At 61.0% G+C, this 16,566-nt stretch carries 10 protein-coding genes, 4 tRNA genes and 1 rRNA gene; 14 read left to right on the plus strand and 1 reads right to left on the minus strand.

Going from position 1 to position 16,566, the window contains the following annotated elements:
• Positions 1-155 precede the first annotated feature (155 nt).
• Positions 156-268, plus strand: a 5S ribosomal RNA gene (gene rrf / locus ACN22W_RS01610).
• 735 nt (positions 269-1,003) lie between these two features.
• Here the strand turns inward: rrf and ACN22W_RS01615 are convergent.
• The gene (locus ACN22W_RS01615) at positions 1,004-1,957 is read right to left on the minus strand and encodes a hypothetical protein (protein ID WP_419685897.1); all 954 of its coding nucleotides are present in this window, start codon (positions 1,955-1,957) and stop codon (positions 1,004-1,006) included.
• Between the two features lie 554 nt (positions 1,958-2,511).
• On the opposite strand from ACN22W_RS01615, the gene ACN22W_RS01620 reads away from it, so the two are divergent.
• The 13 genes from ACN22W_RS01620 (at position 2,512) to rpoC (ending at position 16,457) form a co-directional block, all read left to right on the plus strand.
• A tRNA-Tyr gene (locus ACN22W_RS01620) sits at positions 2,512-2,597 on the plus strand.
• Between the two features lie 44 nt (positions 2,598-2,641).
• Positions 2,642-2,715: transfer RNA gene (locus ACN22W_RS01625), tRNA-Gly, on the plus strand.
• A 25-nt stretch (positions 2,716-2,740) separates the two neighbouring features.
• A tRNA-Thr gene (locus tag ACN22W_RS01630) sits at positions 2,741-2,815 on the plus strand.
• A 64-nt stretch (positions 2,816-2,879) separates the two neighbouring features.
• On the plus strand, positions 2,880-4,070 hold the full coding sequence (gene tuf / locus ACN22W_RS01635) for an elongation factor Tu (protein ID WP_129513512.1): 1,191 nt from the start codon (positions 2,880-2,882) through the stop codon (positions 4,068-4,070).
• 59 nt (positions 4,071-4,129) lie between these two features.
• Positions 4,130-4,205 (plus strand) — tRNA-Trp (locus tag ACN22W_RS01640).
• Positions 4,206-4,249: 44 nt separating this feature from the next.
• Positions 4,250-4,630 carry a preprotein translocase subunit SecE gene (secE, locus tag ACN22W_RS01645; protein WP_006482892.1) on the plus strand — a complete coding sequence of 127 codons (381 nt, stop codon included), beginning with the start codon at positions 4,250-4,252 and terminating at the stop codon, positions 4,628-4,630.
• A gap of 1 nt (position 4,631) precedes the next feature.
• The gene (gene nusG / locus ACN22W_RS01650) at positions 4,632-5,189 is read left to right on the plus strand and encodes a transcription termination/antitermination protein NusG (protein ID WP_006400672.1); all 558 of its coding nucleotides are present in this window, start codon (positions 4,632-4,634) and stop codon (positions 5,187-5,189) included.
• Positions 5,190-5,329: 140 nt separating this feature from the next.
• Complete coding sequence (gene rplK, locus ACN22W_RS01655) at positions 5,330-5,761, plus strand: 50S ribosomal protein L11 (protein ID WP_006753591.1); 432 nt, start codon at positions 5,330-5,332, stop codon at positions 5,759-5,761.
• The gene (gene rplA, locus ACN22W_RS01660; protein WP_006482906.1) at positions 5,762-6,460 is read left to right on the plus strand and encodes a 50S ribosomal protein L1; all 699 of its coding nucleotides are present in this window, start codon (positions 5,762-5,764) and stop codon (positions 6,458-6,460) included. It abuts the gene before it with no gap.
• Positions 6,461-6,768: 308 nt separating this feature from the next.
• Complete coding sequence (gene rplJ / locus ACN22W_RS01665) at positions 6,769-7,266, plus strand: 50S ribosomal protein L10 (protein ID WP_129513513.1); 498 nt, start codon at positions 6,769-6,771, stop codon at positions 7,264-7,266.
• A 63-nt stretch (positions 7,267-7,329) separates the two neighbouring features.
• On the plus strand, positions 7,330-7,704 hold the full coding sequence (gene rplL / locus ACN22W_RS01670; RefSeq protein WP_129513514.1) for a 50S ribosomal protein L7/L12: 375 nt from the start codon (positions 7,330-7,332) through the stop codon (positions 7,702-7,704).
• Between the two features lie 377 nt (positions 7,705-8,081).
• Entirely contained in the window at positions 8,082-12,188 is a 4,107-nt protein-coding gene (rpoB, locus tag ACN22W_RS01675) for a DNA-directed RNA polymerase subunit beta (RefSeq protein ID WP_129513515.1), read from the plus strand.
• A gap of 21 nt (positions 12,189-12,209) precedes the next feature.
• On the plus strand, positions 12,210-16,457 hold the full coding sequence (gene rpoC / locus ACN22W_RS01680; protein ID WP_343494075.1) for a DNA-directed RNA polymerase subunit beta': 4,248 nt from the start codon (positions 12,210-12,212) through the stop codon (positions 16,455-16,457).
• The last annotated feature ends 109 nt before the right edge of the window (positions 16,458-16,566 follow it).

Here is a 16,566-nt window from a genome sequence, read left to right on the forward strand (position 1 = left end):
CGCTTTAGCGCTTACGGACATCGAGCGTCGAGTGCAAGGCACTCGACGTACAGCGGTTGAGTAACCGCGTACGTGTGAGATACAACCTCACAACCCCAAAATTACTGCTTCTTCCCGATTGGTCGCGCTGCGAAGCAACGCGACAACCCTCTTTGCCTGATGACCATAGCGAGTCGGTCCCACCCCTTCCCATCCCGAACAGGACCGTGAAACGACTCTACGCCGATGATAGTGCGGATTCCCGTGTGAAAGTAGGTAATCGTCAGGCTCCCTAAGCCAAGAACCCCCGCCCGAAAGGCGGGGGTTTTTGCATTGGAGCGGTGGAAATGTGCACGCCGGTGAAGGGCGGTGCGGCCCCCGAGCTGGCGCTTCGATGGCGTTGATTCAGTCCGGAGCCGGCCACCCACGCGGTTGGCGAAACGTGCTCGGAGCACTCCGGTCGGCCACGCAACAACAACTCGCGCTGCCGAGACCTACATCTTCCTACCCACCCCACGGTTCGCGGCGACAGCGATCGAGTCGGCAGCTAGGCCGATTACACTCGCCAACTCCTACGCTGCAATCCTCCGTCACGGATTTGTTCGTCGTCGGGCTTGGCCTGATGTGGCGTCCCCTCGCGGCTCAATGATCGGCTATCTTGCTCCGTTCAATGCCATACTGAACGCATCATCTGCCAAAGTTGCGATTGCTATTCTGCGGCTACATCGCATGCCGGCGCCCTTGGCGCGGTTCGCATGAGCCAGGTGTCGTGTGCCGCACATGCCCAGCTTTCAGCATGTTTTTGACGTGAGCTCAGAACGGTTGTTACCAGTTGAAGCCGCGCGACCGAACTTTGCCAGGGCCGGCGCCGTGTTGCTATCAGGCTGCGTTCTTGACTCACTCCACCGATCATCATTGAAATTGGCTTCATTCGAGGCCAGGCCAGGGGCGTGCGCAGCTCACTGCAAAAAATCTCGATCTTGGCACCAACCACGACGTGCGAGAGCTCGCGGGCAGGCTGCCATCAGAAGTCGGCGCTGTTCCTTCTGACGAGCACGGGTTGTCCGTCTCGCAACACGTAGATCTCTTCGATGAGCGAATAGGCGGTGCCGCCGAAACAGTCTCGCCCTTCACCCATCAACGCGAAGTGCGTGCCGCCTGCGTCGACGCCGGTCGATCGCACCGTGCACGCGGTACTCGGATCACTGAGTGCGGAATGCTCGGCCGGTGGAAACCGGCGCGTCGTGTTCCGGCCGTGATCCCGAGTCAGCACGAGCATTGCCGGGCAACGAGTGGCGGACGTTGACGACCGATCGTCGCATGTCAGTTTCCCGGCCTCGTCGTACGTATGGGGCGTGGCGAAAGCGCCCGCGTCGAACCCGACGCAGATTCCGTCGTTCAGCTGCACGACGCGGGCATCGTACGGGCATGCGGGATGCCGTGTGTACGCTGCGGATTCGCTGCGATACGCCGACCAGATGCTGACGTTGGTCGGTTTGCACGACGGGGCGACGCAACGAGTGCCGCACTGCAGGACATTCGCCGCGATGGCGGCATCGAGGTTGCGGGGCACCCCAGCGCGTGGGCGCATGTCGTCGCCTAGCAATGGCTGCAGCACGCCGAGGCAGGCTGGGCTGCCGGACTCGTCTTGAGGCGGGTCATCTCGGGCGCCTGCGGCGATCAGGTACGCGGAGGCGTCGTTGAGTAGCCACGCATACGCGATCGCATCCTGATTCACGGGGCGCACCGAGGGCGAGTCAAGGCGCGTCGATCCCAGGCATCCGGCATCGAGCGCCGGCTTCAACCGGTCGTACGCAGCGAGCGCAGCGACTGCCTTTGAAGGTCCCGCTGCGTGGCTTTCAGCCAGCGCCTGCTGGCGAACCTTTGCGATCGTGCTCGAGCGGCACCAGGCATCAGCCGGGCCGGTGGCATGTGCGGTCAAGGCCATGAAAGCCATCACAAGAGCAAGCAGGCGCATGAGAATTGGAACCGGGAGCGGGCAGGTGACCCGGGATGGTATCGCGCGTGCCGCAGAAGTCGGCAAAAACAGGGCGGGGCGACCAGGAACCCGTGCCGAAAGTACAGTCGCAATGTCCGGTGCGGATGCCGGAGTGCTCACGAGCCAATGCTATTGCGCGTGCCGGCCATTGGGCGTGACGAGGCGTCCCCGCGGCACTCGGCAAGGGGCTCGTGCCCATCCATCGATAACCGAGCTGAAGCCCCCGCGAACACTGAAGAAGAGGTCGCCGGCGCCGTCCGGCACGAAATTTGCGGAAATTTGTGCTTACCCGCTTGGCATTGTGCGCCGGAGGCCTTATGATGGCGGTCTTTCGTTTTTAGCGCAGATGAAGTTTGGCGCTGGAAACGGAGTCTGACGAAGATGTGGCGCCGATCGGCAACATCGCGTGCTTGCCTTAGCCGGGCAAGGGGCGAAGATCGGTGGCTGAGCAAGTGTTAGGAAGAGAGTGAAAATAATCTTCCGGATGTGCTTGACAGGGGTGCGATGCACCCCCATAATCGTCAGTTCTCTACGGAGGGGTGCCCGAGTGGCTAAAGGGGGCAGACTGTAAATCTGTTGGCTTACGCCTACGTTGGTTCGAATCCAACCTCCTCCACCAAGAACATCAGCTGAAAGAGCGGTAGGGAATCGTTAGTCGCCCGTGCGGGTGTAGCTCAATGGTAGAGCAGAAGCCTTCCAAGCTTACGACGAGGGTTCGATTCCCTTCACCCGCTCCAGACCGTGAAGTTGAAGCGTAAAAGCGCCCATGTGGCTCAGTGGTAGAGCACTCCCTTGGTAAGGGAGAGGTCGGCAGTTCGATCCTGCCCATGGGCACCAGCAGTACAAGTCAGTGTCTGTTTGCGCGCGGCGCAACCTGTGAAATTCCTTTTGGGAGTCGAAAATGGCCAAGGGTAAATTTGAGCGGACCAAGCCGCACGTGAACGTTGGTACGATTGGTCACGTTGACCACGGCAAGACGACGCTGACGGCAGCGATCACGACGGTGCTGACGAAGAAGTTCGGCGGCGAAGCGAAGGCATACGACCAGATCGACGCGGCACCGGAAGAAAAGGCGCGCGGCATCACGATCAACACGGCACACGTCGAGTACGAAACGGCTAACCGCCACTACGCACACGTCGACTGCCCGGGCCACGCTGACTATGTGAAGAACATGATCACGGGCGCGGCACAGATGGACGGCGCGATCCTGGTTTGCTCGGCAGCAGACGGCCCGATGCCGCAAACGCGTGAGCACATCCTGCTGGCGCGTCAGGTTGGCGTTCCGTACATCATCGTGTTCCTGAACAAGTGCGACATGGTGGACGACGCTGAACTGCTCGAGCTGGTCGAGATGGAAGTTCGCGAACTCCTGTCGAAGTACGACTTCCCGGGCGACGACACGCCGATCGTGAAGGGTTCGGCAAAGCTGGCGCTGGAAGGCGACACGGGCGAGCTGGGCGAAGTGGCGATCATGAGCCTGGCCGATGCGCTGGACACGTACATCCCGACGCCGGAGCGTGCAGTTGACGGCGCGTTCCTGATGCCGGTGGAAGACGTGTTCTCGATCTCGGGCCGTGGCACGGTGGTGACGGGTCGTATCGAGCGCGGCGTCGTGAAGGTCGGCGAAGAAATCGAAATCGTCGGTATCAAGCCGACGGTGAAGACGACCTGCACGGGCGTTGAAATGTTCCGTAAGCTGCTGGACCAAGGTCAAGCAGGCGACAACGTTGGTATCCTGCTGCGCGGCACGAAGCGTGAAGACGTGGAGCGTGGCCAGGTTCTGGCGAAGCCGGGTTCGATCACGCCGCACACGCACTTCACGGCTGAAGTGTACGTGCTGAGCAAGGACGAAGGCGGTCGTCACACGCCGTTCTTCAACAACTACCGTCCGCAGTTCTACTTCCGTACGACGGACGTGACGGGCTCGATCGAGCTGCCGAAGGACAAGGAAATGGTGATGCCGGGCGACAACGTGTCGATCACGGTGAAGCTGATTGCTCCGATCGCGATGGAAGAAGGTCTGCGCTTCGCAATCCGCGAAGGCGGCCGTACGGTCGGCGCCGGCGTCGTCGCCAAGGTCATCGAGTAAGCCAGTTATTCGTTGATCGACAGTTTTGGGGCTGGCAACAGCCGGCCCCAACATGGTTTAGGGGTATAGCTCAACTGGCAGAGCGTCGGTCTCCAAAACCGAAGGTTGGGGGTTCGATTCCCTCTGCCCCTGCCAAAAAAATAGCCACGTGTCCTACGTGGCATTTGTTTTAAGGTGTTATGGCGAATCCATCCGTCGAAACTGTAAATACCTCCGGCGATAAGCTGATGCTGGCCCTGGGCGTATTGTTGGTCTTGGCCGGATTCGTGGGCTTCTTCTGGCTGGCCAATCAGCAGTGGTATGTCCGCGGTGCCGCGTTGGCGGTAGGTATCATCGCCGGCGTGGCCGTCGGGCTCATGTCCGCACCTGGCAAAAGCCTCATCGCCTTTGCCAAGGATTCGTACAAGGAAGTCCGGAAGGTCGTGTGGCCTACCCGCAAGGAAGCGACGCAAACCACACTCGTCGTGTTCGGTTTCGTGCTCGTAATGGCGATTTTCCTCTGGTTGAGTGACAAATCGATCGAATGGGTGATTTTCTCGGCGATTCTGGGTTGGAAATGATATGAGCGATACTCCGGCATCCCCGAGCGGAAAACGTTGGTACGTCGTGCACGCCTACTCCGGTATGGAGAAGAGCGTGCAACGCGCGCTTCAGGAGCGCATCGAACGTGCTGGCATGCAGGACAAATTCGGTCAGATCCTGGTTCCGACCGAAGAAGTGGTCGAAGTCAAAGGCGGCCACAAGGCTGTGACCGAGCGCCGTTTCTTCCCCGGCTACGTGCTGGTGGAAATGGAAATGACGGACGAAACGTGGCACCTCGTGAAGAATACCGCGAAGGTCACCGGTTTCGTCGGTGGTGCGCGTAACCGCCCGACCCCGATTTCCCCGAAGGAAGTCGAGAAGATCATGTCGCAGATGCAGGAAGGCGTCGAAAAGCCGCGCCCGAAGACCCTGTTCGAAGTTGGCGAGATGGTGCGTGTCAAGGAAGGTCCTTTCACGGACTTCAACGGCACCGTCGAGGAAGTCAACTACGAAAAATCGCGCGTGCGTGTGTCGGTCACCATCTTTGGCCGCTCAACACCGGTCGAACTCGAGTTCGGTCAGGTCGAAAAAGTTTGATCCCGATTCGGTGGGCAGCCTTGGCTGCCCACCTTCGCGCTTACGGTCCGCGTTATGGCCGTTGAGGAGCGTCAGTAGCCAGCGGCGAAAGCGCGTTATCACTCACCGAACGTCGTCTGGCGTTCCAACGAGGTTTACAAATGGCAAAGAAAATTGTCGGCTTTATCAAGCTGCAGATTCCTGCAGGTAAAGCCAACCCGTCGCCGCCGGTCGGTCCGGCACTGGGCCAGCGCGGCCTGAACATCATGGAGTTCTGCAAGGCGTTCAACGCGCAGACTCAAGGCATGGAGCCGGGTCTGCCGGTGCCGGTGGTCATCACGGCATTCGCTGACAAGAGCTTCACGTTCGTGATGAAGACGCCGCCGGCGACCGTCCTGATCAAGAAGGCGGCGAAGGTGGACAAGGGCTCGAGCAAGCCGCACACCGACAAGGTCGGTTCGATCACGCGCGCTCAAGCCGAAGAAATCGCGAAGACCAAGATGCCGGACCTTACGGCAGCTGATCTGGACGCAGCCGTTCGCACCATCGCTGGTAGCGCACGCTCGATGGGCATCACTGTGGAGGGCGTGTAAATGGCTAAGATCTCCAAGCGCCGTCAGGCATTTGCCGCCAAGGTTGATCGTCAGAAGCTGTACGCGATCGAAGACGCACTGAGCCTCGTGAAGGAATGCGCGAGCGCGAAGTTCGACGAGTCGATCGACGTCGCAGTCCAGCTCGGCATCGATGCGAAGAAGTCGGACCAGGTCGTTCGTGGTTCGGTCGTTCTGCCGGCCGGTACGGGCAAGTCGGTTCGCGTTGCGGTGTTCGCGCAAGGCGAGAAGGCTGAGCAAGCGCGTGCAGCAGGCGCGGAAATCGTCGGTATGGAAGACCTGGCAGAGCAGATCAAGGCTGGCCAGATGGACTTCGATATCGTGATCGCTTCGCCGGACACGATGCGTATCGTCGGTACGCTGGGTCAGATCCTCGGCCCGCGCGGCCTGATGCCGAACCCGAAGGTCGGTACGGTCACGCCGGACGTCGCAACCGCCGTCAAGAATGCGAAGGCTGGTCAGGTGCAATTCCGCGTCGACAAGGCCGGTATCATCCACGCGACCATCGGCCGTGCATCGTTCGAGCCGACCGCACTGCGTTCGAACCTGTCGGCGCTGATCGAAGCGCTGCAGAAGGCGAAGCCGGCAACGAGCAAGGGCGTGTACCTGCGCAAGATCGCACTGTCGAGCACGATGGGCGTCGGCGTGCGTGTCGACCAGGCTACGCTGGCAGCACAGTAAGCAAGTATTCGGGCCGCTTCGCTCGCGAAGCGGCCTTCATGGGCTTTGGGCGGTTGTTCGTGCGGTAAGGCGGGCAACCGGTTATCAAAGACCGTTGGTGGGGCGCAGCAGGCAGGCGATCCCTTAATTCAAGCCAACGCAGATGGCGAACCCGAAAAAGTTTTGCAGTGGTGAAGCCGCAGGCCGCGAAGTGATTCGCGGTGTGAGGTGGAAATACTCCTAACGAGGTCGGACGCCGTTGTTGAACGAGGTACGTGAGGTTTCGGCCATGCCGGCCGCGCCGAACGTATCGTTTCTGGAGGCTAACCGTGCCGCTTAATAGAGAAGACAAGCAAGCCGTCGTCGCTGAGGTTTCCGCGCAAGTCGCGAAGGCCCAGACCGTTGTGCTGGCTGAGTATCGTGGAATTGCGGTTGGCGATCTGACCAAGCTGCGCGCGCAAGCGCGTGAGCAACAGGTTTACCTGCGCGTGTTGAAGAACACGCTGGCGCGTCGCGCTGTTGAAGGTACGCCGTTTGCTCCGCTGGCAGAGCAGATGACTGGCCCGTTGATCTACGGCATCTCGGAAGATGCAATTGCTGCTGCTAAGGTCGTCAACGACTTCAGCAAGAGCAATGACAAGTTGGTCATCAAGGCTGGTTCGTTCGATGGCAAGGTGATGGACAAGGCTGGCGTGCAAGCGCTGGCAAGCATCCCGAGCCGCGAAGAACTGCTCTCGAAGCTGCTGTTCGTTATGCAAGCGCCTGTTTCGGGCTTCGCGCGTGCACTCGCCGCGCTGGCCGAGAAGAAGCAAGCAGAAGCTGCGTAATCGAGCGTGCATCAGCGTCATTGATCGCTGGCTGTATCCGAATTCAATTTAGGAGTATTTCAAATGGCAATCGCAAAAGAAGACATCCTGGCAGCAGTCGAAGGGATGACCGTTCTGGAACTGAACGAACTGGTCAAGGCATTCGAAGAGAAGTTTGGCGTGTCGGCAGCTGCAGTGGCAGTCGCTGGCCCGGCAGGCGGCGGCGCTGCTGCTGCTGCTGAAGAAAAGACCGAATTCACGGTCGTTCTGGCTGAAACCGGTAGCAACAAGGTCAGCGTCATCAAGGCCGTTCGCGAACTGACGGGCCTGGGCCTGAAGGAAGCGAAGGACCTGGTTGACGGTGCACCGAAGCCCGTCAAGGAAGGCGTCGACAAGGCTGCTGCTGACGAAGCCAAGAAGAAGCTGGAAGAAGCAGGCGCGAAGGTCGAAATCAAGTAAGTTTCGACGCGCTGTGCGAAGGCTGGCGGTATTTTCACCGCCGGCCTTTTTGTGCTTTGTGGGGACGTTATTCTGGCACTCATTCGGGAGCCCGAATAATTGGCCCCAGAAGCCAAAGATAACCGTCTAATCGTTGTCGTTGGTCACGATTGGCGTTTCTCTTTGTCTTCTGAAGCGACTGCAGAAGGCAAGTTTGGTCGGGTAGCGGGCAACACAGGCATCCGCTGCCGTCAGCCAGCGGTTGGTAGCGGCCAACCACCAAGCTTCTCGGCTCGTTCAAGCCGTCGGACGGCCATCGGGTCTCAGTCGGTGAACACTCGGGTTTGAAACGTCCAGGTATTCCGCCTCGATAGCACCCGCCGTGATTCGGAGATCGTATGCAATATTCCTTCACCGAGAAGAAGCGCATTCGCAAGAGTTTCGCGAAGCGCCCCATCGTTCACCAAGTTCCGTTCTTGCTGGCTACCCAGCTTGAATCATTCAGCACGTTTCTGCAAGCCGATGTGCTGGCGACGCAACGCAAGCCTGAAGGTTTGCAGGCCGCCTTCACATCGGTATTTCCCATTGTTTCGCACAACGGTTTCGCGCGCCTCGAGTTCGTGAGCTATGCGCTGTCCTCGCCGGCATTCAACATCAAGGAATGCCAGCAGCGTGGCCTGACGTACTGCTCCGCGCTGCGCGCGAAGGTCCGCCTTGTCATCCTCGACAAGGAATCGCCGAACAAGCCGGTCGTCAAGGAAGTGAAGGAGCAGGAAGTGTACATGGGCGAAATTCCGCTCATGACGCCGACGGGCTCGTTCGTCATCAACGGCACCGAGCGTGTCATCGTCTCGCAGCTGCACCGTTCGCCGGGCGTGTTCTTCGAACACGACAAGGGCAAGACGCACAGCTCGGGCAAGCTGCTGTTCTCGGCACGGATCATTCCGTACCGCGGCTCGTGGCTCGACTTCGAATTCGATCCGAAGGACATCCTGTACTTCCGCGTCGACCGTCGCCGCAAGATGCCGGTCACGATCCTGCTGAAGGCCATCGGCCTCACGCCGGAACAGATCCTCGCGAACTTCTTCGTTTTCGACAACTTCACGCTGATGGACGAAGGCGCGCAACTCGAGTTCGTGCCCGAGCGCCTGCGCGGTGAAGTCGCGCGTTTCGACATCACGGATCGCGACGGCAAGGTCATCGTCCAGAAGGACAAGCGGATCAACGCGAAGCACATTCGCGACCTCGAAGCCGCGAAGACCAAGTTCATCTCGGTGCCGGAAGACTATCTGCTCGGCCGCGTGCTGGCGAAGAACGTCGTCGACGGCGATACCGGCGAAGTGATCGCGAGCGCGAACGACGAAGTCACGGAAAGCGTGCTCGAGAAGCTGCGCGAAGCGGGCATCAAGGACATCCAGACGCTCTACACGAACGATCTGGACCAGGGCCCGTACATCTCGTCGACGCTGCGTGTCGACGAAACGACCGACCGCACCGCAGCGCGCATCGCGATCTACCGCATGATGCGTCCGGGCGAGCCGCCGACCGAAGAAGCGGTCGAGGCACTGTTCAACCGTCTGTTCTACAGCGAAGAAGCGTACGACCTGTCGAAGGTCGGCCGCATGAAGTTCAACCGCCGCGTCAGCCGTGACGAGATCACCGGCCCGATGACGCTGCAGGACGACGACATCCTCGCGACGATCAAGATCCTCGTCGAGCTGCGCAACGGCAAGGGCGAAGTGGACGATATCGACCACCTCGGCAACCGTCGCGTGCGTTGCGTCGGCGAACTGGCGGAAAACCAGTTCCGCGCAGGTCTCGTGCGTGTCGAGCGCGCGGTCAAGGAACGCCTCGGCCAGGCCGAAAGCGAAAACCTGATGCCGCACGACCTGATCAACTCGAAGCCGATTTCGTCGGCGATTCGCGAGTTCTTCGGTTCGTCGCAGCTTTCGCAGTTCATGGACCAGACCAACCCGCTGTCGGAAATCACGCACAAGCGCCGTGTTTCCGCACTGGGCCCGGGCGGTCTGACGCGCGAGCGCGCAGGCTTTGAAGTCCGTGACGTGCACCCGACCCACTATGGCCGCGTGTGCCCGATCGAAACGCCGGAAGGTCCGAACATCGGCCTGATCAACTCGCTCGCACTGTATGCGCACCTGAACGAGTACGGCTTCCTCGAGACGCCGTACCGCAAGGTCGTGGACAGCAAGGTGACCGACCAGATCGACTACCTGTCGGCGATCGAGGAAGGCCGCTACATGATCGCGCAGGCGAACGCCGCGATCGACGAGAACGGCCAGCTGATCGACGAACTCGTGTCGTCGCGTGAAGCCGGCGAAACGATGATGGTCACGCCGGACCGTATCCAGTACATGGACGTGGCGCCGTCGCAGATCGTGTCGGTCGCAGCCTCGCTGATCCCGTTCCTCGAGCACGACGATGCGAACCGTGCACTGATGGGCTCGAACATGCAACGTCAGGCCGTGCCGTGTCTGCGTCCGGAAAAGCCGGTCGTCGGTACGGGCATCGAGCGCACTTGTGCGGTCGACTCGGGCACGACGGTTCAGGCGTTCCGCGGCGGCGTCGTCGACTATGTCGACGCAGGCCGTATCGTGATTCGCGTGAACGACGACGAAGCGGTCGCAGGTGAAGTCGGTGTCGACATCTACAACCTGATCAAGTACACGCGTTCGAACCAGAACACGAACATCAACCAGCGTCCGATCGTGAAGATGGGCGACAAGGTTTCGCGCGGCGACGTGCTGGCCGACGGCGCCTCGACGGACCTGGGTGAGCTCGCGCTCGGCCAGAACATGCTGATCGCGTTCATGCCGTGGAACGGCTACAACTTCGAGGATTCGATCCTGATCTCGGAGAAGGTCGTGGCCGACGATCGCTACACGTCGATCCACATCGAAGAGCTGAACGTCGTTGCACGCGACACGAAGCTCGGGCCGGAAGAAATCACGCGCGACATCTCGAACCTGGCGGAAGTCCAGCTCGGCCGTCTCGACGAATCGGGCATCGTGTACATCGGTGCGGAGGTCGAAGCGGGCGACGTGATGGTCGGCAAGGTCACGCCGAAGGGCGAGACCCAGCTAACGCCGGAAGAGAAGCTGCTGCGCGCGATCTTCGGCGAGAAGGCATCGGACGTGAAGGACACGTCGCTGCGCGTGCCGTCGGGCATGAGCGGTACCGTGATCGACGTCCAGGTGTTCACGCGTGAAGGCATCCAGCGCGACAAGCGTGCGCAACAGATCATCGACGATGAACTGAAGCGCTACCGTCTCGACCTGAACGACCAGCTGCGCATCGTGGAAGGCGACGCGTTCCAGCGTCTCGCGCGCATGCTCGTGGGCAAGGTCGCGAACGGCGGTCCGAAGAAGCTCGCGAAGGGCACGAAGATCGACCAGGCTTACCTGGAAGACCTCGACCACTACCACTGGTTCGACATCCGCCTGGCGGACGACGAGGCAGCGGCGCAGCTCGAAGCGATCAAGAACTCGATCGAAGAAAAGCGTCACCAGTTCGACCTCGCGTTCGAAGAGAAGCGCAAGAAGCTCACGCAAGGCGACGAACTGCCGCCGGGCGTGCTGAAGATGGTCAAGGTGTACCTCGCGGTGAAGCGCCGTCTGCAGCCTGGCGACAAGATGGCAGGCCGTCACGGTAACAAGGGTGTCGTGTCGAAGATCGTCCCGATCGAAGACATGCCGTACATGGCCGACGGCCGTCCGGCAGACGTCGTGCTGAACCCGCTCGGCGTGCCGTCGCGGATGAACGTGGGTCAGGTTCTGGAAGTGCACCTCGGTTGGGCCGCGAAGGGTCTCGGCTGGCGTATCGGCGAAATGCTGCAGCGTCAGGCGAAGATCGAGGAAATGCGCGTGTTCCTGACGAAGATCTACAACGAGTCGGGCCGCCAGGAAGATCTGGAAAGCTTCACCGACGACGAGATCCTCGAACTCGCGCGGAACCTGCGCGAAGGCGTGCCGTTCGCAACGCCGGTGTTCGACGGTGCGACCGAGGAAGAAATGGGCAAGATGCTCAATCTGGCCTTCCCGGACGACATCGCGGAACAGCTCGGCATGAACCCGTCGAAGAACCAGGTCCGTCTGTACGACGGCCGCACGGGTGAAATGTTCGAACGTCGCGTGACGCTTGGCTACATGCACTACCTGAAGCTGCACCACTTGGTCGACGACAAGATGCACGCGCGTTCGACGGGCCCGTACTCGCTCGTCACGCAGCAGCCGCTGGGCGGCAAGGCACAGTTCGGTGGCCAGCGTTTCGGTGAAATGGAAGTGTGGGCACTCGAAGCGTACGGCGCGTCCTACGTGCTGCAGGAAATGCTGACGGTGAAGTCGGACGACGTGAACGGCCGGACCAAGGTCTATGAGAACCTGGTCAAGGGTGATCACGTCATCGATGCAGGCATGCCGGAATCCTTCAACGTGCTCGTGAAGGAAATCCGCTCGCTCGGTATCGACATCGATCTCGACCGCAATTAATCGGACTACGGAGAGAAAGCAATGAAAGCTCTGCTCGATCTATTCAAGCAAGTCCAACAGGAAGAAGTTTTCGACGCGATCAAGATCGGTCTGGCTTCGCCTGACAAGATCCGTTCGTGGTCGTTCGGCGAAGTGAAGAAGCCGGAGACCATCAACTACCGTACGTTCAAGCCGGAACGCGATGGTCTCTTCTGCGCGAAGATCTTCGGGCCGATCAAGGACTACGAGTGCCTGTGCGGCAAGTACAAGCGTCTGAAGCACCGCGGCGTGATCTGCGAGAAGTGCGGCGTCGAAGTGACGCTGGCGAAGGTGCGTCGCGAACGCATGGGCCATATCGAACTGGCCTCGCCGGTCGCGCACATCTGGTTCCTGAAGTCGCTGCCGTCGCGTCTGGGCATGGTGCTCGACATGACGCTGCGCGACATCGAACGCGTGCTGTACTTCGAAGCATACGTGGTGATCGAACCGGGCATGACGCCGCTGAAGGCGCGGCAGATCATGACCGAAGAGGATTACTACAACAAGGTCGAGGAATACGGCGACGAATTCCGTGCCGAGATGGGCGCGGAAGGCGTGCGTGAACTGCTGCGCGCGATCAACATCGACGAACAGGTCGAGACGCTGCGCACCGAGCTGAAGAACACCGGCTCGGAAGCGAAGATCAAGAAGTACGCGAAGCGCCTGAAGGTCCTCGAGGCATTCCAGCGCTCGGGCATCAAGCCCGAGTGGATGATCCTCGAAGTGCTGCCGGTGCTGCCGCCGGAACTGCGTCCGCTCGTGCCGCTGGACGGCGGCCGTTTCGCGACGTCGGACCTGAACGACCTGTATCGCCGCGTGATCAACCGTAACAACCGGTTGAAGCGTCTGCTCGAGCTGAAGGCACCTGAAATCATCGTCCGCAACGAAAAGCGGATGCTGCAGGAAGCCGTCGACTCGCTGCTCGACAACGGTCGTCGCGGCAAGGCGATGACGGGCGCGAACAAGCGTCCGCTGAAGTCGCTCGCCGACATGATCAAGGGCAAGGGCGGTCGTTTCCGTCAGAACCTGCTGGGCAAGCGCGTCGACTACTCGGGCCGTTCGGTCATCGTGGTCGGCCCGACGCTGAAGCTGCACCAGTGCGGTCTGCCGAAGCTGATGGCGCTCGAGCTGTTCAAGCCGTTCATCTTCAACAAGCTGGAAGTGATGGGCGTCGCGACGACCATCAAGGCTGCGAAGAAGGAAGTCGAGAACCAGACGCCGGTGGTGTGGGACATCCTCGAAGAGGTGATCCGCGAGCACCCGGTGATGCTGAACCGTGCGCCGACGCTGCACCGTCTCGGTATCCAGGCGTTCGAGCCCGTGCTGATCGAAGGCAAGGCAATTCAGCTGCACCCGCTCGTCTGCGCGGCGTTCAACGCCGACTTCGACGGTGACCAGATGGCCGTTCACGTGCCGCTGTCGCTCGAAGCGCAGATGGAAGCGCGCACGCTGATGCTTGCGTCGAACAACGTGCTGTTCCCGGCCAACGGCGATCCGTCGATCGTGCCGTCGCAGGATATCGTGCTGGGTCTGTACTACGCGACCCGCGAAGCGATCAACGGCAAGGGCGAAGGCCTGTCGTTCACGGGCGTGTCGGAAGCGATCCGCGCGTACGAGAACAAGGAAGTCGAGCTCGCATCGCGCGTCAACGTGCGGATCACCGAAATGGTCCGCAACGAAGACACGTCGGAAGGCGCGCCGGAATTCGTGCCGAAGATCTCGCTGTACGCGACGACCGTCGGCCGCGCGATCCTGTCGGAGATCCTGCCGCACGGCCTGCCGTTCTCGGTGCTGAACAAGCCGCTGAAGAAGAAGGAAATCTCGCGCCTGATCAACACGGCGTTCCGCAAGTGCGGTCTGCGCGCGACGGTGGTGTTCGCCGATCAGCTGATGCAGTCGGGTTTCCGTCTCGCGACGCGCGCCGGCATTTCGATCTGCGTGGACGACATGCTCGTGCCGCCGCAGAAGGAAACGATCGTCGGTGACGCCGCGAAGAAGGTGAAGGAATACGACCGCCAGTACATGTCGGGTCTCGTCACCGCGCAGGAACGCTACAACAACGTGGTCGACATCTGGTCGGCGACGTCGGAAGCGGTCGGCAAGGCGATGATGGAGCAGCTGTCGACGGAGCCGGTGACGGACCGCGACGGCAACGAGACGCGCCAGGAGTCGTTCAACTCGATCTACATGATGGCCGACTCGGGCGCCCGGGGTTCGGCGGTGCAGATTCGTCAGCTGGCCGGTATGCGTGGCCTGATGGCGAAGCCGGACGGCTCGATTATCGAGACGCCGATTACCGCGAACTTCCGCGAAGGCCTGAACGTGTTGCAGTACTTCATCTCGACCCACGGTGCACGTAAGGGTCTGGCTGATACGGCACTGAAGACCGCGAACTCGGGTTACCTGACGCGTCGTCTCGTCGACGTCACGCAGGATCTGGTCGTGGTGGAAGACGATTGCGGCACGTCGAACGGCGTCGCGATGAAGGCGTTGGTCGAAGGCGGTGAAGTCGTCGAAGCGCTGCGCGACCGTATCCTCGGCCGCGTCGCGGTCGCGGACGTCGTGAACCCGGAAACGCAGGAAACGCTGTACGAATCGGGCACGCTGCTCGACGAAACGGCGGTCGAGGAAATCGAACGCCTCGGCATCGACGAAGTGCGCGTGCGCACGCCGCTGACCTGCGAAACGCGTTACGGCCTGTGCGCAGCCTGCTACGGCCGTGACCTCGGCCGCGGCTCGCTCGTGAACGTCGGCGAAGCAGTCGGCGTGATCGCGGCACAGTCGATCGGTGAACCGGGCACGCAGCTGACGATGCGTACGTTCCACATCGGTGGTGCGGCATCGCGTGCGGCAGTGGCTTCTTCGGTTGAAGCGAAGAGCAACGGTATCGTGCGCTTCACGGCCACGATGCGCTACGTCACGAACGCGAAGGGCGAGCAGATCGTCATTTCCCGTTCGGGCGAAGCGATGATCACCGACGACTTCGGTCGCGAGCGCGAGCGTCACAAAGTGCCGTACGGCGCGACGCTGCTGCAGCTCGACGGCGCAACCATCAAGGCCGGCACGCAGCTCGCCACGTGGGATCCGCTGACGCGCCCGATCATCACCGAGTACGGTGGTACGGTGAAGTTCGAGAACGTCGAGGAAGGCGTGACGGTCGCGAAGCAGATCGACGACGTGACCGGCCTGTCGACGCTGGTCGTGATCGACGTGAAGCGTCGCGGTTCGCAGGCTTCGAAGAGCGTGCGTCCGCAGGTGAAGCTGCTCGACGCCAACGGCGACGAAGTCAAGATTCCGGGCACGGAGCACGCAGTGCAGATCGGCTTCCAGGTCGGCGCACTGATCACCGTGAAGGATGGCCAGCAGGTGCAGGTCGGTGAAGTGCTCGCACGTATCCCGACCGAAGCGCAGAAGACGCGTGACATTACCGGCGGTCTGCCGCGGGTGGCGGAACTGTTCGAAGCGCGTTCGCCGAAGGATGCCGGCATTCTGGCGGAAGTCACCGGCACGACGTCGTTCGGTAAGGACACGAAGGGCAAGCAGCGTCTCGTCATCACGGATCTCGAGGGCAACCAGCACGAGTTCCTGATCGCGAAGGAAAAGCAGGTGCTGGTCCACGATGCTCAGGTCGTCAACAAGGGCGAAATGATCGTGGACGGTCCGGCCGATCCGCACGACATCCTGCGTCTGCAGGGTATCGAGGCGCTGTCGCGCTACATCGTCGACGAAGTGCAGGACGTGTACCGTCTGCAGGGCGTGAAGATCAACGACAAGCACATCGAGGTGATCGTTCGCCAGATGCTGCGTCGTGTGCAGATCACCGACAACGGCGATACGCGCTTCATCCCGGGCGAACAGGTCGAGCGTTCCGACATGCTGGACGAGAACGATCGCATGATCGCCGAGGACAAGCGTCCGGCTTCGTACGACAACGTGCTGCTCGGTATCACGAAGGCATCGCTGTCGACCGACTCGTTCATCTCCGCGGCATCGTTCCAGGAAACGACCCGCGTGCTGACCGAAGCGGCGATCATGGGCAAGCGCGACGATCTGCGTGGCCTGAAGGAAAACGTGATCGTCGGCCGTCTGATTCCGGCCGGTACGGGTCTCGCGTTCCACAAGGCACGCAAGGCGAAGGAATCGTCGGATCGCGAGCGTTTCGACCAGATCGCAGCGGAAGAAGCATTCGACTTCGGCACGCCGAGCGCGCCGGCAGCCGAAGAGCCGCAACAGCACCCGGCAGCCGAGTAAGCGCGGGCGGCGCGAGCCGCCTCGCCTCGCTGTCATCGAAACCGCCCGGTTCTGCCGGGCGGTTTTTTTTTGGTTCATCGTAGGAAACCGTGGAGCGTTTTCGAGCGAT

The organism is Burkholderia theae (assembly GCF_048565265.1).
Taxonomy (GTDB): domain Bacteria; phylum Pseudomonadota; class Gammaproteobacteria; order Burkholderiales; family Burkholderiaceae; genus Burkholderia; species Burkholderia theae.